Source organism: Phytopseudomonas dryadis, from assembly GCF_004327355.1.
Lineage (GTDB): Bacteria > Pseudomonadota > Gammaproteobacteria > Pseudomonadales > Pseudomonadaceae > Aquipseudomonas > Aquipseudomonas dryadis.
In genome coordinates, this window is sequence record NZ_QJUM01000001.1 from 1 (window position 1) to 18,016 (window position 18,016).

Here is an 18,016-nt window from a genome sequence, read left to right on the forward strand (position 1 = left end):
GTTCGTAGTTGATGCTGGAGTAGCTGAAGGGGATCGGCGGCCAGACCATCCAGCCATCCTTCTGCTCGATCAGGTCCTTGATGTAGGGGCTCTTGTAATTGGCCTGCAGCGGGAATTCGCCGCCGAAGGTGGTTTCCGGATAGCGCTTGAGCACCGGGAAGTACAGTTCGCCGTCGTAGCTGACCACCAGCGGCTTGTCGTTGGCGATCAGTTCGGCGCCCAGGGTCACGAAGAACAGGGCGAGGAAGATCCACAACGACCACCAGCCGCGCTTGTGTGCCTTGAAGCGTTCGAAGCGGCGTTGATTGAGGGGCGAGAGTGCCATGTCAGCCCTCCCTGCTTTCGAAGTCGATGCGCGGATCGACCAGGGTGTAGGTGATGTCGCCGATCAGTTTCACGACCAGTCCCAGCAAGGTGAAGATGAACAGGGTTCCGAAGACCACCGGGTAGTCGCGGTTGATGGCCGCCTCGAAACTCATCAGGCCGAGGCCGTCGAGGGAGAAGATCACCTCGATCAACAGCGAGCCGGTGAAGAAGATGCCGATGAACGCCGCCGGGAAGCCGGCGATGATCAGCAGCATGGCGTTGCGGAACACATGGCCGTAGAGCACGCGGTTGTTGCTCAGGCCCTTGGCCCGGGCGGTGATCACGTACTGCTTGTTGATCTCGTCGAGGAAACTGTTCTTGGTCAGCAGCGTCAGCGTGGCGAAGTTGCCGATGACCAGGGCCGTGACCGGCAGGGCCAGGTGCCAGAAGTAGTCGAGCAGCTTGCCGGTGAAACTGAGCTCGGCGAAATTGTTCGAGGTCAGTCCGCGCAGTGGGAACCAGTCGTAGTAGCTGCCGCCGGCGAACAGCACGATCAGCAGGATGGCGAACAGGAACGCCGGAATCGCGTAGCCGACGATGATCGCCGAACTCGACCAGACGTCGAAGGCGCTGCCGTGGCGGGTGGCCTTGGCGATGCCCAGGGGGATGGACACCAGGTACATGATCAGCGTGCTCCACAACCCGAGGGAGATGGACACCGGCATCTTCTCGACGATCAGGTCGATGACCTTGGCGTCGCGGAAGAAGCTTTCGCCGAAGTCGAGGCTGGCGTAGTTCTTCAGCATGATCCAGAAGCGCTCGGGCGCCGACTTGTCGAAGCCGTACATCTTCTCGATCTCGGCGATCAGCTCCGGATCGAGGCCCTGGGCGCCGCGGTAGTTCGATCCGGCCACCGAGACTTCGCCGCCACCGCCGCCGGATACCCGGCCGGTGGCGCCGCCGGAGGCGGCATCGAAACCTTCCAGCTTGGCGATCATCTGTTCCACCGGTCCGCCAGGGGCGGCCTGGATGATGATGAAGTTGATCACCAGAATGCCGAACAGCGTGGGGATGATCAGCAGCAGGCGCCGCAGGATATAGGCCAGCATTCAGCGTTCTTCCTGCTCGGGGGCCTGCTTCGGCTCGGGGCCGACCACGTCGCCGATCGGTCGTTCCTGCCACCAGGTCATCAGGCCGTAGTCATAGAGGGGCGACTTCTCGGGGTGGCCGAAACGTTTCCAGTAAGCCACGCGGTAAGTGTCGACATAGTAGTTGGGGACCACGTAGTGCCCCCACAGCAGCACCCGGTCGAGGGCGCGGGTGTGGGTGATCAGCGACTGCCGCGAGTCGGCGCGGATCAGGCCTTCGACCAGTTGGTCGATGGCCGGGTCGCGCAGGCCGATGAGGTTGCGGCTGCCGGGGTTTTCCGAGCTGCTCGAATGCCAGAACTCGCGTTGTTCGTTACCGGGCGAGCTCGATTGCGGCCAGATCGACGAGGTCATGTCGAAATCCCGCGAGCGCAGGCGGTTGATGTATTGCGACACGTCGACACGACGGATCTGCAGGTCGATGCCCAGTTCGGCCAGGTTGCGCTTGAACGGCAGGATCACCCGCTCCAGGTTGGCCTGGGTATTGAGGAACTCGAACGCCAGCTGCTTGCCGTTGGCGTCGACCATCTTGTCGTTCTCGATACGGTAACCGGCTTCGGTGAGCAATTGATAGGCGCGACGCGCCTGGTCGCGGATGATGCCGCTGCCGTCGCTGACCGGCGGCTTGAAGGCCTCGGTGAAGACCTGGGGCGGGATCTGCGCGCGCAGCGGTTCGAGCAGTTTCAGCTCGTCTTCGCTGGGCAGGCCGCTGGCGGCCATTTCCGAGTTTTCGAAATAGCTGTGGGTGCGCTTGTAGGCCCCGTAGAACAGCTGCTTGTTGGCCCATTCGAAATCGAACAGCAGGGCGATGGCTTCCCGCACGCGGCGGTCCTGGAAGATCGCCCGGCGGGTGTTGAAGGCGAAGCCCTGCATGCCCGCCGGGTTGCGGTTGGGGAAGGCCTCCTGGACGAAACGGCCGGCGCGCAGGGCCGGGGAGTTGTAGCCGGTGGCCCAGTCCTTGGCCGAGTACTCGAGGTTGACATCGAACTGCCCGGCCTTGAAGGCCTCCAGGGCCACGGACATGTCGCGGTAATAGTCGATGCTGATCACGTCGAAGTTGTACTGGCCGCGGGCGACGGGCAGGTCCTTGGCCCACCAGTCCTTGACCCGCTCGAAGCGGATCGAGCTGCTCGGCGAGAAACCGGCGATGCGATAGGGGCCGCTGCCCAGGGGGATTTCCAGCCCGCCGCGGGAGAAATCGCGGTCGGCCCACCAGTGTTTGGGCAATATCTGCAGTTGGCCGAGAATCAGCGGCAATTCGCGATTGCCGGGGTGCTTGAAATCGAAGCGCACGGTGCGCTCGTCCTCGGCGACCACTTCCTTGACGTCGGCATAGTAGTGGCGATAGAGCGGATCGCCTTTCTCGAGCAGGGCATTGAAGGTGAAGATCACATCCTCGGCGGTGATCGGTTCGCCGTCATGGAAATGCGCCTTGGGGTTGAGATAGAAGCGCACGTAGCTGTCATCGGCGGCCTTTTCGATCTTCTCGGCGATCAGGCCGTATTCGGTGAAGGGTTCGTCCGGCGAGTGGTAGGTCAGGGTGTCGTAGATCAGGCCAATCCGATCGGCCGCATTGCCCTTGGGAATGAACGGGTTGAAGCTGTCGAAACCGTTCAGGCCGGGCAGCCGCAGGGTGCCGCCCTTGGGCGCATCGGGATTGACGTAGTCGAAATGCTGGTAGTCGGCGGGGTACTTGGGGGCTTCGCCGTACAGGGTCAGCGCGTGCTGGGGCGCGGCCTGGGTCAGGCTGGCGAGTCCGAGCAGCAGCAGGCCGCTGCCGTGCAACAGGAATGAGCGCAGCGGATGCGTCATTGAACGTTCTCCGTGGGTTTCAGCCACCAGGTGCGCAGCCCCAGGGTATAGGGCGGCGTGGCGACGAAGGCAAATCGATTGCGATACGCCAGACGGTGATAGTCGATGTACCAGTTGGGGATGGTGTAATACTGCCAGAGCATGACCCTGTCCAGCGCGCGGGTCGCGGCCACTTGCTGGTCCCGGGTCTGCGCCGAGAGCAGCTTGTCGAGCAGGGCGTCGACGATCGGATCATTGATGCCGGCGTAGTTCTTGCCCCCTTTGACGCTGGCCTGGCTGGAGTGAAAATACAGCGATTGCTCCAGGCCGGGGCTGAGGGTCTGCGGCAATGTCAGCAGGATCATGTCGAAGTCGAACTGATCCAGGCGCTGTTTGTATTGTGCCCGGTCGACCGTGCGCAGTCTGGCCTGGATGCCGATGCTGGCCAGGTTCTCGGTGAAAGGCTGAAGAATCCGCTCCAGATTGGGATTGACCAGCAGTATCTCGAAGCGCAGTGCTTGCCCCTTGTCGTTCAACAGGCGCTGGCCGGAAGGTTTCCAGCCCGCTTCGGCCAATAGACCGAGGGCACGGCGCAAGGTTTCCCGGGGGATGCCCCGGCCGTCCGTGGTCGGCATCCGGAAGGCTTCGCTGAACAGGTGCGGCGGCAGTTGCTGGCGGTAGGGCGAAAGCAGCAGCCACTCCGCTCCTTCGGGTTTGCCGGTGGCGGAGAATTCGCTGTTGGGGTAGTAGCTGCTGGCCCGGGTGTAGGAGCCATTGAACAGGGTGCGGTTGGTCCACTCGAAATCGAACATCAGCCCCAGGGCTTCGCGCACCCGCACGTCGGCGAAGGTGGTGCGCCGGGTGTTCATGAACAGGGCCTGGGTCTGGGTCGGGATCTGGTGCGGGATCTCGGCGCGGATCACGTCGCCGCGGGTGACCGCGGGAAAACGGTAGCCGTTGGCCCAGTTCTTCGCCTGCTGCTCGATATAGAAGTCGAATTCGCCGGCCTTGAACGCCTCGAAGGCGACGTGGCTATCGCGGTAGAACTCCACCTCGACACGCTCGAAGTTGTACTTGCCGCGATTGACCGGCAGCGATGCCCCCCACCAGTCCCTGACCCGATCGAAGGTCAGGCTGCGGCCGGGGTTGACCCGGGTGATGCGATAGGGCCCGCTGCCCAGGGGCGGTTCGAAGGTGGTGGCCTTGAAGTCGCGATCCTTCCAGTAATGCTGCGGCAGCACCGGCAGTTCGCCGAGGCGCAGGATCAACAGCGGATTGCCGGCGCGCTTGAAGACGAAGCGCACGCGGTGACGGTTGAGGATGTCGACCCGCTGCACTTCCTGCAGGTTGGTGCGGTACTGCGGATGACCGTCGCGCAGCAGCAGGCGATAGGAAAAGGCCACGTCGTAGGCGGTGATCGGTTTGCCGTCGTGGAAGCGCGCCTCGGGGCGCAGATTGAACACCACCCAGCTGCGATCCTCGCTGTATTCGACCGAGCGGGCGATCAACCCGTAGCTGGAGGCGGGCTCGTCGCCCGAGGGGTCGTACGGACCGGTACCGACCATCAGCGGCTCGTTCAGTTCGCTGACGCCGTACTGCAGGAAGTTCGCCGTGGCGACGGGGCTGATGCCCTTGAAGGTATAGGGATTGAGCGTGTCGAAACTGCCGGCGGCCATGATCCGCACCGTGCCGCCCTTGGGCGCCTCGGGATTGACCCAGTCGAAGTGGGTGAAGCTGGCGGGGTACTTGAGCGCACCGAACTGGGCATAGCCGTGGCTTTCGCTGAGCGTGGCCATGACCGGGAAACTGGCTGCCAGGCTGATCATCAGCGAGAGGAGGGGACGTATCAAGTGAAATATCCGATCCGAGGCGGCGTGGTCTTCCGTACAGTAACAGCTTGTATCGACAGGAAAAAGGCCGGGCTGATCAGCTTTTATGCAGTCTGTTGCGGCATGTTGGGCCCAGGGCTCAGTTGGGCAGGCGCAGGGTGAGAACCTGGCCGGGCTTGAGCGCCTTGCCGGTCTTCGGGTTCCAGCTTTGCAGGCTATTCATCTGCACCTTGAAACGCTTGGCGATCAGGTGCAGGGAGTCGCCCTTGCGGACCTTGTAGTAGGTCACGCCGTTACGCTCGAGCTCGGTACGCGCGGCAGTCGTCGCACCGCCGCCCTGCAGGCTGAGCCGCTGGCCGACACGCAAGGCGTTGCCCTGAAGCGCATTCCAGTGCTGTATATCCTTGACCGAGACATTGTGCGCCTTGGCGATCTGCCACAGGTTGTCGCCCTGCTTGACCCGGTAGCTGCGCGCCTCGGGCGTGGCGCTGGCAACGCGCTGGGGGGCGGTTTCGACTGCCGGCTGCCCGGCCTGCATGGGCAGATTCAGCACCTGGCCGACGCGCAAGGTGTTGCCGCCGAGCTGATTGAGTTCCTTGATGCTGGCCACGTTCAGGGCATGGCGATTGGCGATGCCATGCAGGTTATCGCCCGGGCGCACCACGTATTCCTGCCAGTCGAGCAGGTCCTGGGGCTTGATGGTGGAGAGGTTGGCGGTCAACAGCTCGGCTTTATCGGTCGGCACCAGCAGGTGCGACGGCCCGTCGAAGGTGATGCGTTTCTTGAAGGCCGGGTTGAGCTGGTACAGCTCGTCTTCATCCAGCTCGGCCAGGGCGGCGATGCGCGACAGGTCCATGCGCTGCTTGAGCTCCACTTCCTCGAAGTAGGGTTCGTTGGCGATCGGGTCGAGGCTCACGCCATAGGCCTCGGGCGCCATGACGACCTGAGACAGGGCGAGCAGCTTGGGCACGTAGTTCTGGGTTTCCTGCGGCAGCGACAGGTTCCAGTAGTCGGTGGGCAGGCCGAGTTTCTGGTTGCGCTCGATGGCCCGGCTGACGCGGCCTTCGCCGGCGTTGTAGGCGGCCAGGGCGAGCAGCCAGTCGCCATTGAACATGGCGTGCAGGCGCGCCAGGTAGTTCATCGCCGCCTGGGTGGAAGCGGTGACGTCGCGGCGGCCGTCGTACCAGTTGGTCTGACGCAGGTTGAAGTGGCGCCCGGTGGACGGAATGAACTGCCACAGGCCCACCGCATCGGCGGAGGAATAGGCGAACGGGTTGTAGGCGCTCTCGATCATCGGCAGCAGCGCCAGCTCCATCGGCATGTTGCGCTCTTCGAGGCGTTCGACGATGTAGTGGATGTACGGACTGCTGCGCTCGCCGGAGGTCTCGACGAAGGACGGATTGCTGGCGAACCACAGGCGCTGCTGCTCGATGCGCGGGTTGACGCCGATGGCATCCTGCAACTGATAGCCGTCGCGAACCCGCTCCCAGATGTCCTGGGGTTTGCTGGCCTGAGACGCGCCATTCAACCAGAGTGGCTCATGGGGTGTTCTGGCGCTCAGATCGAGGGGGTCGCCCTCCTCGGTCGGGCGTTGCTCGAGACTCTGACAGCCGCTCAGGACGACACACAGGAGCACGGCGAGCGTCGGATAACGCAGAGCCGATGCCTTTTTATTCAACGAGTTACGAGCTTGCGAAGGCATCGGCTGGTGGGCATCCCGGGTCGAAAGTCGAGCGATTCTAGAAACCGTTCCCGGGGTGGTCAAGTTTTAACCAGGATTTTGCGTCATGGTTGGCGCTTTTACAGCGTAACGGTTCACAGGCGAGGCGTTTGTCCACTGTAAACGTCACGTCCTGGCCGCAATTGGCGCAGGGCCGACACGGAGCAGGCTTGTACGGCTAGCTAGAAATTGTCCTTCCACGCGCGCAGCGCCGCGAACACCTCGGCCTCGCTGTCGATCGGGCGACCCGAGCGGCTGGCGAGCATTTCTTTAACGGATGTTTCCGCGCTGCGCAGAAAGGGGTTGGTGGCCCGTTCCAGGGCCAGTTCCGAGGGCAGGCTGATACGACCGGCCGCGCGCCATTCGCTGACCTGCCGCAGGCGTTCGGCGATGGCGGCGTTGTGCGGTTCCACCGCCTGGGCGAAACGCAGGTTGCTCAGGGTGTATTCATGGGCGCAGTAGATCCGGGTCGCGTCGGGCAGGGCGGCGAGGCGTTGCAGCGAGTTGTGCATCTGCAGCGGCGTGCCCTCGAACAGGCGGCCGCAGCCCGCCGCGAACAGGGTGTCGCCACAGAACAGCCAGTGCTGGTCGGCCTGGTAGTAGGCGATATGACCGAGGGTGTGGCCCGGCACCTCGAACACCTGCAGCGTCAGCCCCAGTACCTCGATCCGCTCGCCGTCGAGCAGGGCCTGCTGGCGGGCCGGGATCTCTTCATGGGCCGGGCCGAACACCCGGGCGCCGGTCTCACGGCTGAGTTGTTCGACGCCGCCGACGTGATCGAAATGGTGGTGGGTGACCAGGATGTCGCTCAGCGTCCACCCCGGGTTGGCGGCGAGCCAGGCCTGCACCGGGGCCGCGTCGCCCGGGTCGACCACGGCGCAACGGCGCTGCCGGGTATCCAGCAGCAGCCAGATGTAATTATCGGAGAATGCGCAGAGGGCATCGATCTTGATCATCGTGTGGGTCGCCAAGCGGGGGACAAAGGTGCATCTTAGGTGTCATTGTTAACGATGGCTATGCAGGTGACCCCATGAGCGACGATCCCTTTGTCCAAGCCGATGCCGACTGGCTCGCGCTGATCGGTGCCGCCCGGCAGTGGTTCGCCGGGCCGCTCGGGCGCTTGTTGCTGGAGCAGGAACAGCGCCTGCTGGACGACGAACTGGCGCGTTTCTTCGGCGGTTACCTGGTGCATTACGGGCCCTGCGCCGAGGCGTCGATCGAAACCGAGCAGATTCAGCGCAGCGTGCGCGTCGGGGCGCCGTTCGACGGCGTCGAGATCGTCTGCGAGGAGCAGTCCTGGCCATTGATCGAGCATGCCGCCGACGTGGTGGTGTTGCAGCACGGTCTGGATTTCAGCCTGTCGCCCCATGGCCTGCTGCGCGAGGCAGCGCGCAGCGTGCGCCCGGGCGGGCACCTGCTGGTGGTCGGGATCAACCCGCTGAGCCTGTGGGGGGCGCGCCATCTGTTCGCCCATGATGCCTTGCACGAGGCCCGTTGCATCGCGCCGGGGCGCATCTGCGACTGGCTGCACCTGCTCGGTTTCGCGCTGGAGAAACGCCGCTTCGGGTGTTATCGTCCGCCGCTTGCCGCGGCGGCCTGGCAGGCACGCCTGGCGCCCCTGGAGCGCTGGGGCGGCGCCTGGCAGTCGCCGGGTGGTGGCTTCTACGTGCTGGTGGCGCGCAAGCTGGTGGTCGGTTTGCGGCCGTTGCGCCAGTCCCGACGCGAGCCGATGGGCAAACTGGTGCCCATGCCGGTGGCCAAGGTCAGTCGACGCGACAACCCGCGTTCCTGAAGCCACCTCCTTACATTATCGAAACAAAGGCCAGAGAAAAGGCGTTGCATGTCCGATCAAGTTGAGCTCTACACCGATGGCGCCTGCAAGGGCAATCCCGGCATCGGTGGCTGGGGTGCGTTGCTGGTATTCCAGGGCGTGGAGAAGGAATTGTGGGGCGGCGAGGCCGTTACCACCAACAACCGCATGGAGCTGATGGGCGCGATCCGCGGGCTGGCCGAATTGAAACGGCCCTGCGATGTGCGCCTGGTGACCGATTCGCAATACGTCATGAAAGGCATCCAGGAATGGATGCCCAACTGGAAGAAGCGCGGCTGGAAGACCGCGAGCAAGGAACCGGTGAAGAATGCCGATCTGTGGCAGCAGCTCGATGAGCAGGTCAATCGGCACAATGTGACCTGGCAGTGGGTGCGCGGCCACATCGGCCATCCCGGCAACGAGCGTGCCGACCAACTGGCCAACCGCGGCGTGGAAGACATCAGGAGCATGAAGCGTGCGTAGAGTCGTACTGGATACCGAAACCACGGGTATGCCGGTGACCGATGGTCACCGGGTCATCGAGATCGGCTGTGTCGAGGTCGAGGGGCGACGCCTGACCGGGCGGCACTTCCACGTCTACCTGCAGCCGGATCGCGACATTGACGAGGGCGCCATCGCGGTGCACGGCATCACCAGCGAGTACCTCAAGGACAAGCCACGCTTCAAGGATGTGGCCGACGAATTCTACGAATTCATCAAGGGCGCGCAACTGATCATCCACAACGCGCCGTTCGACGTAGGCTTCCTCAATAACGAATTCGTGCTGATCGGTCAGCCCGAGCGCTCGGATATCGCCTCCTACTGCGACGTGCTCGACAGCCTGCAGATGGCCCGCGAGCGCCATCCGGGCCAGCGCAACAGCCTCGATGCGCTGTGCAAGCGCTATGGCGTCGACAACTCCGGACGCGATCTGCACGGCGCCTTGCTCGATGCGGAGATCCTCGCCGACGTCTACCTGACCATGACCGGCGGGCAGACCAACCTGTCCCTGGCCGGTGACGGTTCCGAAGGCGATGGCAACGGTCGCCAGCAGCCCACGGCGATCCGCCGCCTGCCGGCCGAGCGCCCCCGTGGACGCGTGATCCGCGCCGATGGCGAAGACCTGGCCGCCCATGCCGCGCGTCTGGCGCTGATCGAAAAGTCCGCCGGCGGGCCCTCGCTGTGGGCGCAGATGGAGCGTAAGGATTAGCCGCAAGCTACAAGCCACAAGCGGCAAGTAAAAGCCCGTTTGGCTTGCAGCTTGCGGCTACCAGGAGTTGCAGCGATGTACAAAGACCTCAAGTTCCCCGTGCTGATCGTGCACCGCGACATCAAGGCCGATACCGTGGCCGGCGAACGGGTGCGGGATATCGCCGGGGAACTGGAGCAGGATGGTTTCGTCATTCTCTCCACCTCAAGCTCGGCGGAGGGGCGCATCGTCGCGTCGACCCATCACGGCCTGGCCTGCATCCTGGTGGCGGCCGAGGGCGCGGGGGAGAACCAGCGCCTGCTGCAGGACATGGTCGAGCTGATCCGCATCGCCCGCCGGCGTGCGCCGCAATTGCCGATCTTCGCCCTGGGCGAGCAGGTCACCATCGAGAACGCCCCGGCCGAGGCCATGGCCGACCTCAACCAGCTGCGCGGCATCCTCTATCTGTTCGAAGACACCGTGCCGTTTCTGGCGCGTCAGGTGGCGCGTGCCGCGCGCAATTACCTCGATGGCCTGCTGCCGCCGTTCTTCAAGGCCCTGGTGCAACATACCGCCCAGTCCAACTATTCCTGGCACACGCCGGGCCACGGCGGTGGCGTGGCCTACCGCAAGAGCCCGGTGGGGCAGGCGTTTCACCAGTTCTTCGGCGAGAACACCCTGCGTTCCGATCTCTCGGTGTCGGTGCCGGAACTGGGCTCGCTGCTCGACCACACCGGGCCCCTGGCCGCGGCCGAGGAACGGGCGGCGCGCAATTTCGGCGCCGACCACACCTATTTCGTGATCAACGGCACCTCCACGGCGAACAAGATCGTCTGGCATTCGATGGTGGGCCGCGACGATCTGGTGCTGGTGGATCGCAACTGCCACAAGTCGATCCTGCACTCGATCATCATGACCGGCGCGATTCCGCTGTACCTGTCGCCGGAGCGTAACGAGCTGGGCATCATCGGGCCGATTCCGCTGAGCGAGTTCACCCGCGAGTCGATCCAGGCCAAGATCGACGCCAATCCGCTGGCCAGGGGGCGTGCGCCCAGGGTCAAGCTGGCGGTGGTGACCAACTCGACCTACGACGGCCTGTGCTACAACGCCGAACTGATCAAGCGCACCCTCGGCGACTCGGTGCAGGTGCTGCACTTCGACGAGGCCTGGTACGCCTATGCCGCCTTCCACGAGTTCTATGCCGGTCGCTATGGCATGGGCACGGCGCGCGAGGCTGACGGGCCGATGGTCTTCACCACCCATTCCACGCACAAGCTGCTGGCGGCGTTCAGCCAGGCGTCGATGATCCATGTGCAGGACGGCGGCGTGTGCAACGGTGTGCGCAAGCTCGACCGCGATCGCTTCAACGAAGCCTTCATGATGCACATCTCGACCTCGCCGCAGTACGGCATCATCGCCTCCCTGGACGTGGCCTCGGCGATGATGGAAGGGCCGGCCGGGCGTTCGCTGATCCAGGAAACCTTCGACGAGGCCCTGAGTTTCCGTCGCGCCCTGGCCAACCTGGGGCAGAGCCTGAGCGCCGAGGACTGGTGGTTCAGCATCTGGCAGCCGCCACAGACCGAGGGCGCCGATGACGTCGCGACCCACGACTGGCTGTTACAGCCCGAGGCGGATTGGCACGGTTTCGGCGATATCGCCGAGGACTACGTGCTGCTCGATCCGATCAAGGTGACCCTGGTCATGCCCGGGCTGACCGCGGGCGGGCGTCTCGACCAGCGCGGCATTCCCGCAGCGGTGGTCAGCAAGTTTCTCTGGGAGCGCGGCCTGGTGGTGGAGAAGACCGGCCTGTATTCCTTCCTGGTGCTGTTCTCCATGGGCATCACCAAGGGCAAGTGGAGCACCCTGCTCACCGAGCTGCTGGAGTTCAAGCGCAGCTATGACGCCAACCTGCCACTGACCAGCGTGCTGCCCTCGATCGCCCGCGAAGGCGGCGCCTGCTACCAGGGCATGGGCCTGCGCGATCTGTGCGATGCCCTGCACGACTGCTACCGGGAAAATGCCACGGCCAAGGCGCTCAAGCGCATGTACACGGTGTTGCCGCAGATCGCCCTCAAGCCCGCCGACGCCTATGACCGACTGGTGCGCGGCGAGGTGGAGGAGGTGCCCATCGAGGAGGTCGAGGGGCGGATCGCCGCGGTCATGCTGGTGCCCTATCCGCCGGGCATCCCGCTGATCATGCCGGGCGAGCGCTTCACCGCCGAGACGCGTTCGATCGTCGACTACCTGCGCTTCGCCCAGACCTTCGACCGCAGCTTCCCCGGCTTCGACGCCGACGTGCATGGCCTGCAGCGGCACGAGGGCGAGCAGGGCGGCTATTACACGGTGGACTGCGTCATCGAGGCGGGCGGGGCGTCGTTGTCATGAGCAGGCGAAGGGGCGATTCCAGGCAGATCATAGGTTTAGCGCAATAAGCTGAAGTGCATTGATCATTGACGGCGTGCGCCAGGTCACACTGGACGGCATCGACATTTGAGCCCTGCTTGTTATAGTTGCGCGGTTGTGGCCGGCTGCCGTCGTGCGGTCGCGCCAGCCGAGCAATCAAGAACCGTCCCGCACCTGTGCGCCACTTGCTGAGGATGACTGCCGTGTCCGACTACAAGGCCTTTCGTGTCGAGTTGGCAGATAAGGTCGCCCATGTGGTGATCGATCGCCCGGAAAAGATCAATGCCATGAACGCCGACTTCTGGACGGAGATCATCGATATCTTCCGCTGGGTCGACGACACCGATGAGGTGCGCGCCGTGGTGCTTTCCGGGGCCGGGCGGCATTTCTCCTCGGGTATCGACCTGAGTCTGCTGGCGCAGCTCGGCGGCCAGCTGGGCAAGGACGTGGGGCGCAACGCGCAGACCCTGCGGCGCAAGATTCTCGAGCTGCAGGCTTCGTTCAACGCCGTCGACAACTGCCGCAAGCCGGTGCTGGCGGCGATCCAAGGCTATTGCCTGGGTGGCGCCATCGACCTGGTGTCGGCCTGCGACATGCGCTACTGCGCGGAGGACGCGCAATTCTCGATCAAGGAAATCGACATCGGCATGGCCGCCGACGTCGGCACCCTGCAGCGCCTGCCACGGATCATCGGTGACGGCATGCTGCGCGAGCTGGCGTTCACCGGGCGCAGCGTCGATGCACGGGAAGCCCTGGACATCGGCCTGGTCAACCGCATCTTTGCCGATAAGGAAGCGTTGCTGGCCGGGGTGATGGACATTGCCCGGGTGATCGCCGCAAAATCGCCGATCGCCGTGCGCGGCACCAAGGAGATGATCCGCTACATGCGCGATCATCGAGTCGATGACGGGCTCGAGTATGTCGCCACCTGGAATGCCGCCATGCTGCAGTCCGTCGATCTGCGTGTGGCCATGGCGGCCCACATGAGCAAGCAGCATCCGGAATTCGCTGACTGAGGCGTTCTTTTCACCTGCGCGGGAGGCGCACTAGCGAATGGTTTCTGGAGCATCGTCACTGAGTCTGGTTCGCGACGAACTGTTCGCCACTATCGAAGAGGCCGAATCGAGCCTCGAACAGTTCATCGTCGAACGCAATAACGGCAGCCTGCTGCAGCAGGCCGTGGACAACCTGCAGCAAGTGCGCGGCACGCTCAATCTGATCGAACTGACCGGCGCCGAGCTATTGGCCCAGGAAGTCCTCGATCAGGCCACCGATATTCCCGCCGGCGTGGGCCAGGAGCGTGATACCCAACTGGCCGCGCTGAGCAATGCCCTGCATGTGCTGCGCCGCTACCTGGAAGGGCTGGACACGCATCGCCAGGAAATGCCCGAGCTGCTGCTGCCGGCGATCAACGATCTGCGCCAGGCCTGCGGCCAGCCGCCGTTGCCGGAAAGCTTCTTCTTCAGCGTGCGCCTCGACCAGGCGCGCCCGCGCATGGCGCCGCCGGCGCTGGATGCCGCGGCCAAGGAAGTCGAAGGCCGGCGCCTGCGACAGATGTACCAGGTCGGTCTGCTCGGCTTCATTCGCGAGCAGAATCCCCAGGCCAGCCTGAAACTGATGGGCCGGGCGATGATCCGCCTCGATGGCCTGTTCGCCAACGAGCCTCGTGGCCGCCTGTGCTGGCTCTGCGCCGCGGCGCTGGAAGCCCAGGCGGATGGCCAGTTGCTGCCGCGCAAGTCGCGCAAGCAACTGTTCTCGCGCATGGACCGGGAAATGCGCCAGATGCTCGGCAATGGGCAGTACGAACCGCCCCGCAGCCTGCTCAAGGAGCTGCTCTATCTGGTGGCGCTGGCGGGCAGCCAGGGCGCCCTGGCCAGCGAAGTGCGCGCCTTGTTCGGCATGACGCCGATGCCGTTCACCGACCACTTGCTGGAAGAGGAATACCAGCGTCTTTCCGGCCCGGGGCAGGCGGTGATGCGCTCGCTCAGTTCGGCGATCCGTGAAGAGCTGGCCAGCGTCAAGGATCTGCTCGACCTGATCGAGCGCGGCACCCTGCAGGCGGACGGTTTCGCCAGCCTGCATGCGTTGCTGGGCAAGCTGAGCAAGACGCTGGGCATGGTCGGCCTCAGTTCCGCCGGCAACTCGCTGGGGGCGCAGCTGCCGACCGTGGCGGCCTGGAGCGAGCAGAGCCCGGCGCAGCCCGATGAGCTGATCAAGCTGGCCGATGTCGTGCTGTATGTCGAGGGCATGGTGGCGACGCTGGAGCGTGGCGAGCGCGCGTCGGCGCCACGTGCGGAGCAGGAAGTCGGCTCCTTCGCCCATCATCAACTGCTCGAGGCGCGCATCGTCGTCATCGACGAGGCGCGTGCCGGGCTGGCGCTGGCCAAGCGCGCGATCACCGCTTACCTGGAGTCGGCGGGCGATCGCATGCACCTGGCCAATGTCCCCTTCAGCCTGCAGGCCGTGCGCGGTGGCCTGTGGTTCCTCGGCCAGGAGCGCGCTGCAGCGCTGGTCGGCGCCTGCGCCGAATACATCCAGACGCAGATGCTCGACAGCGAGCAGATGCCCGCCGAGCAGCGCCTGGAGACCCTTGCCGATGCCCTGAGCAGCCTGGAGTACTACCTCGAGTCCGGTGCGCTGCCGGCGCAACCCAACGTGCTCGACCTCGCCGCCGACAGCGTGCGCGCGCTCGGTCTGTCGGTGGCGGCTTGATGGTCGAGCCCTGGCAGCCCGCGATACTCGATGAGCGGCAGCCGGGCGGCTGGGCCCTGGCCCACCATCGCCAGCATTTCCTCGGCGACGCCAATGGCCTGCTGTTCCCCCGCGAGTGGCTCAAGGGGCAGGAACTGCCGGTGATCGCCGAGCATGGTATCGGCCACTTCCATGGCGATGCCCTGTATCTGCTGGAGCTGGAGCGGCAGGTCGAGCTACCCGGCTGCAGTTGGCAAGGCTTGCGCCAGGTGATGTTGCACGGCGATGCCGACCTGTACCGCATGCTCGGTTATGCCGCGCAGATCGGCACCTGGGCCAGCCAGAATCGCTTCTGCGGTTGCTGTGGCTCGGCCATGCAGCGGGTTCCCGGTGAGCGGGCCATGCACTGTGCGCACTGCCACCTGCATCACTACCCGCGTCTTTCGCCGAGCATGATCGTGCTGGTGACCCGCGGCGATGAAGTCCTGCTGGCGCGTTCTCCGCGTTTCGTCAGCGGCGTCTACAGCACCCTGGCCGGGTTCGTCGAGCCGGGTGAGTCGGTGGAGCAGTGCGTGGCCCGGGAGGTTCGCGAAGAGGTCGGGGTGGAGGTCTGCGACATCGAGTACGTCGGCAGCCAGAACTGGCCGTTCCCGCATTCGCTGATGCTGGGCTTCCATGCGCGTTATGCCGGCGGCGCCATCGTCCGCCAGGAAGAGGAGATCGAGGATGCGCAGTGGTTCAGCGTGCACGACCTGCCGCTCTTGCCCGCGCAGCGCTCCATCGCCCGGTATCTGATCGACCTGTACGTGGCGCGCCGCTTAGGCAGCTCCGAACCAGTGCTGCCAGACCAGCCGCGCGGTCAGCCCCAGTACCACCAGAATGAACACCGGGCGGATGAAGCGGGAGCCGCCGCGTATCGCTGTGCGCGCCCCGAGCCATGAACCGCCCATCAGCGCCAGGCCCATGCACAGGCCGAGCAGCCAGGCCACCTGGCCGGCGCCGATGAAGATGATCAGGGCGCAGATATTGCTGACGAAGTTCATGCTCCGGGCCACGCCGCTGGCGCGCACCAGATCCAGTGGATAGAGCAGCAGGGTGCTGACCGTCCAGAACGCGCCGGTGCCCGGGCCGGCCACGCCATCGTAGAAACCCAGGGTCAGGCCTTGTGGCCACTGCCGCTTCCGTGCGATCGGGGGATCGGCATCCACGGGAGCGGCGGGCGTGCGTCCGAACAGCAGGTAGAGCCCGCAGGCGAACACCACCACCGGCAGCATCTGGTTGAGCCATTCGGCCGGCATCCAGTGCACCACCACCGCGCCAGCGAAGGCGCCCACGGCGGTGCCGATCAGGGCGGTGCGCCATTGCCATGGGGCGAACAGCTTGCGCCGGTAGAAGGTGTAGCTGGCGATGCCGGCGCCGAAGGTCGAGCTGAGCTTGTTGGTGCCCAGCACCAGGTGAGGCGGCAGGCCGGCGGTGAGCAGCGCGGGGATGGTCAGCAGGCCGCCGCCACCGGCGATGGCATCGATGAAGCCGGCGACGAAGGCGACCAGGGCGAGGATCAGCAACGTCGTGGGATCGACGGCCAGTTCGAGCGGGAAGAACATAAAAGGCGACCTGTATCCGATTGCGCAGTGTTGTCGCTGTTCGGGAGCGAATGCGCTGCGCATAATGCCGGCATTTTCACGGACAAGGAATTGATTCGATGCAGTACAACGGTCTCGCCTGGGTGACGGCCCTGCTGGCATTGCTGGTGCTGTTCGTCGCCGCCCGTATCCTGTTCGACAGCCGCTGGTTCCTCGGCTGGCTGCGCGGTACCTGCGGCCTGGCGTTTCTCGCGCTGGCCGCCTTGGTGGGGCTGGTCGCCTATGACCTGAGCAGCTACCAGCCGCTGCCCGAGAACAAGCCGCTGCTGACCCTGAGCTTCCACGCCAGCGGCGACCTTTATCAGGTCGAGATCCTGGAGAACGGCCACGAGCGCAGTGTGACCCTGGAAGGTGATCTGTGGCAGTTGGATGCCCGTCTGCTGCAATGGAAAGGGCTGGCCGCGCTGATCGGCCTGCAGCCGGGCTACCGCCTGGAGAAACTGAGCGGGCGTTTCCTCGCCATCGAGCAACAGAGCCAGGCGCGCCATACCCAGGTCGAACTGGCGCAGAGCCTGTACGGCGTGGATCTGTGGCGCTGGTTGCGCCTGGGTCGGCACGACCTGTTCGTGTTCGATGCCCAGGCCCGGCGTGTCACCTACCTGCCGCTGGCCGATGACGCCGTGTTCAGCGTCAGCCTGACACCGACCGGGCTGCTCGCGCAGCCGATGAACCAGGCGGCCAACCAGGCCATGCATGACTGGCAGTGACAGCCGTCGCTCAGGAGAGGAAGCCGCCGTCCACGTTGAGCGCCACGCCCGTGGTGTAGCTGGAGGCGTCGCTGGCCAGGTACAGCACGGTGCCGGCCATCTCGCTCGGGTCGGCCACCCGCTTGAGCGGTATGCGCTGCAGGGCGATCTTGAGGATGGCGTCGTTCTTGGTCAGCGCCGAGGCGAACTTGGTATCGGTCAGCCCCGGCAGCAGAGCGTTGCAGCGGATGCCGAACTGTGCGCATTCCTTGGCGAAGACCTTGGTCATGCTGATCACCGCGGCCTTGGTCACCGAATAGATGCCCTGGAACTCGCCCGGCGATACGCCGTTGATCGAGGCGACGTTGATGATGCTGCCGCCACCGTTCTCCTTCATCAGCTTGCCGCCTTCGATGGACATGAAGTAGTAGCCGCGGATGTTCACGTCCACGGTCTTCTGGAAGGCGGCCAGGTCGGTGTCCAGCACGTTGCAGAACTGCGGGTTGGTCGCGGCGTTGTTGACCAGGATGTCGAGGCGGCCGAACTGCTGGCGGATCTGCGCGAAGACCGCCTGGATCTGCTCCATTTCGCCGATGTGGCAGGCCATGGCCGTGGCCTTGCCGCCCTCGGCATTGATCGCCTCGGCGACCGCCTGGCAGCCTTCGAGCTTGCGGCTCGAGACGATCACCTGGGCACCTTGCTGGGCCAGCAGCCTGGCGATGGCCTCGCCGATGCCGCGGCTGGCGCCGGAGACGAAGGCGATCTTGCCATCGAGGTCGAACAGTTGGGTCTTGGACATG

14 protein-coding genes and 2 pseudogenes are annotated in these 18,016 nt (G+C 64.8%); 8 read left to right on the forward strand and 8 right to left on the reverse strand.

Annotated features, from left to right (window positions below; translation table 11 throughout):
- The 6 genes and pseudogenes from DNK34_RS00005 to gloB all read right to left on the reverse strand — a co-directional run.
- Window positions 1-325, reverse strand: a pseudogene (locus DNK34_RS00005) (ABC transporter permease); the annotation flags it as partial.
- 1 nt (window position 326) lies between these two features.
- Window positions 327-1,415, reverse strand: a complete 1,089-nt coding sequence (locus tag DNK34_RS00010; RefSeq protein ID WP_131177767.1) for a microcin C ABC transporter permease YejB — start codon at window positions 1,413-1,415, stop codon at window positions 327-329.
- Window positions 1,416-3,266, reverse strand: coding sequence for an extracellular solute-binding protein (locus DNK34_RS00015; protein WP_131177766.1), 1,851 nt, complete (start codon window positions 3,264-3,266; stop codon window positions 1,416-1,418). It abuts the gene before it with no gap.
- Complete coding sequence (locus tag DNK34_RS00020) at window positions 3,263-5,092, reverse strand: extracellular solute-binding protein (protein ID WP_131177769.1); 1,830 nt, start codon at window positions 5,090-5,092, stop codon at window positions 3,263-3,265. Before DNK34_RS00020 ends, DNK34_RS00015 begins: the two co-directional genes overlap by 4 nt.
- A gap of 121 nt (window positions 5,093-5,213) precedes the next feature.
- Complete coding sequence (locus DNK34_RS00025; RefSeq protein ID WP_131177765.1) at window positions 5,214-6,776, reverse strand: LysM peptidoglycan-binding domain-containing protein; 1,563 nt, start codon at window positions 6,774-6,776, stop codon at window positions 5,214-5,216.
- Between the two features lie 200 nt (window positions 6,777-6,976).
- Window positions 6,977-7,750, reverse strand: a complete 774-nt coding sequence (gene gloB, locus DNK34_RS00030) for a hydroxyacylglutathione hydrolase (protein ID WP_131177764.1) — start codon at window positions 7,748-7,750, stop codon at window positions 6,977-6,979.
- 74 nt (window positions 7,751-7,824) lie between these two features.
- Between gloB and DNK34_RS00035 the strand changes: the two genes are divergently transcribed.
- The 7 genes and pseudogenes from DNK34_RS00035 to nudC form a co-directional block, all read left to right on the forward strand.
- A complete protein-coding gene (locus DNK34_RS00035; RefSeq protein ID WP_131177763.1) occupies window positions 7,825-8,586 on the forward strand; it encodes a methyltransferase domain-containing protein in 762 nt (253 codons plus the stop codon).
- A 48-nt stretch (window positions 8,587-8,634) separates the two neighbouring features.
- Window positions 8,635-9,087, forward strand: a complete 453-nt coding sequence (gene rnhA, locus DNK34_RS00040) for a ribonuclease HI (RefSeq protein WP_131177762.1) — start codon at window positions 8,635-8,637, stop codon at window positions 9,085-9,087.
- Window positions 9,080-9,814 carry a DNA polymerase III subunit epsilon gene (dnaQ, locus tag DNK34_RS00045; RefSeq protein WP_131177761.1) on the forward strand — a complete coding sequence of 245 codons (735 nt, stop codon included), beginning with the start codon at window positions 9,080-9,082 and terminating at the stop codon, window positions 9,812-9,814. Before rnhA ends, dnaQ begins: the two co-directional genes overlap by 8 nt.
- Before the next feature lie 75 nt (window positions 9,815-9,889).
- On the forward strand, window positions 9,890-12,178 hold the full coding sequence (locus DNK34_RS00050) for an Orn/Lys/Arg family decarboxylase (protein ID WP_131177760.1): 2,289 nt from the start codon (window positions 9,890-9,892) through the stop codon (window positions 12,176-12,178).
- 221 nt (window positions 12,179-12,399) lie between these two features.
- Window positions 12,400-13,212: a crotonase/enoyl-CoA hydratase family protein gene (locus tag DNK34_RS00055; RefSeq protein ID WP_131177759.1), complete on the forward strand. Its 813-nt coding sequence runs from the start codon at window positions 12,400-12,402 to the stop codon at window positions 13,210-13,212.
- A gap of 37 nt (window positions 13,213-13,249) precedes the next feature.
- On the forward strand, window positions 13,250-14,908 hold the full coding sequence (locus DNK34_RS00060) for a FimL-related protein (RefSeq protein ID WP_131177758.1): 1,659 nt from the start codon (window positions 13,250-13,252) through the stop codon (window positions 14,906-14,908).
- A pseudogene (gene nudC, locus DNK34_RS00065) lies at window positions 14,908-15,732 on the forward strand (NAD(+) diphosphatase); the annotation flags it as partial. The gene DNK34_RS00060 and the pseudogene nudC, both read left to right, overlap by 1 nt.
- On the opposite strand, the gene DNK34_RS00070 reads toward nudC, so the two are convergent.
- The gene (locus DNK34_RS00070; RefSeq protein ID WP_242675391.1) at window positions 15,706-16,491 is read right to left on the reverse strand and encodes a TSUP family transporter; all 786 of its coding nucleotides are present in this window, start codon (window positions 16,489-16,491) and stop codon (window positions 15,706-15,708) included. The pseudogene nudC and the gene DNK34_RS00070 sit on opposite strands and share 27 nt — an antisense overlap.
- Before the next feature lie 98 nt (window positions 16,492-16,589).
- Between DNK34_RS00070 and DNK34_RS00075 the strand changes: the two genes are divergently transcribed.
- Window positions 16,590-17,237 (forward strand): hypothetical protein, encoded by a 648-nt coding sequence (locus tag DNK34_RS00075; RefSeq protein WP_131177756.1) that lies wholly within the window; start codon window positions 16,590-16,592, stop codon window positions 17,235-17,237.
- Window positions 17,238-17,247: 10 nt separating this feature from the next.
- On the opposite strand, the gene DNK34_RS00080 is transcribed toward DNK34_RS00075, so the two are convergent.
- On the reverse strand, window positions 17,248-18,015 hold the full coding sequence (locus DNK34_RS00080) for an SDR family oxidoreductase (protein ID WP_131177755.1): 768 nt from the start codon (window positions 18,013-18,015) through the stop codon (window positions 17,248-17,250).
- Window position 18,016: the final 1 nt, after the last annotated feature.

What these genes read in the sequence shown, in the direction of transcription:
- DNK34_RS00080 (WP_131177755.1), bottom strand. Translation starts at nt 18,015, where the DNA reads ATGTCCAAGACCCAACTGTTCGACCTCGATGGCAAGATCGCCTTCGTC.
- gloB (WP_131177764.1), bottom strand. Translation starts at nt 7,750, where the DNA reads ATGATCAAGATCGATGCCCTCTGCGCATTCTCCGATAATTACATCTGG.
- DNK34_RS00015 (WP_131177766.1), bottom strand. Translation starts at nt 3,266, where the DNA reads ATGACGCATCCGCTGCGCTCATTCCTGTTGCACGGCAGCGGCCTGCTG.
- DNK34_RS00070 (WP_242675391.1), bottom strand. Translation starts at nt 16,491, where the DNA reads ATGTTCTTCCCGCTCGAACTGGCCGTCGATCCCACGACGTTGCTGATC.
- DNK34_RS00035 (WP_131177763.1), top strand. Translation starts at nt 7,825, where the DNA reads ATGAGCGACGATCCCTTTGTCCAAGCCGATGCCGACTGGCTCGCGCTG.
- rnhA (WP_131177762.1), top strand. Translation starts at nt 8,635, where the DNA reads ATGTCCGATCAAGTTGAGCTCTACACCGATGGCGCCTGCAAGGGCAAT.
- DNK34_RS00010 (WP_131177767.1), bottom strand. Translation starts at nt 1,415, where the DNA reads ATGCTGGCCTATATCCTGCGGCGCCTGCTGCTGATCATCCCCACGCTG.
- DNK34_RS00075 (WP_131177756.1), top strand. Translation starts at nt 16,590, where the DNA reads ATGCAGTACAACGGTCTCGCCTGGGTGACGGCCCTGCTGGCATTGCTG.
- DNK34_RS00050 (WP_131177760.1), top strand. Translation starts at nt 9,890, where the DNA reads ATGTACAAAGACCTCAAGTTCCCCGTGCTGATCGTGCACCGCGACATC.
- DNK34_RS00025 (WP_131177765.1), bottom strand. Translation starts at nt 6,776, where the DNA reads ATGCCTTCGCAAGCTCGTAACTCGTTGAATAAAAAGGCATCGGCTCTG.
- DNK34_RS00060 (WP_131177758.1), top strand. Translation starts at nt 13,250, where the DNA reads ATGGTTTCTGGAGCATCGTCACTGAGTCTGGTTCGCGACGAACTGTTC.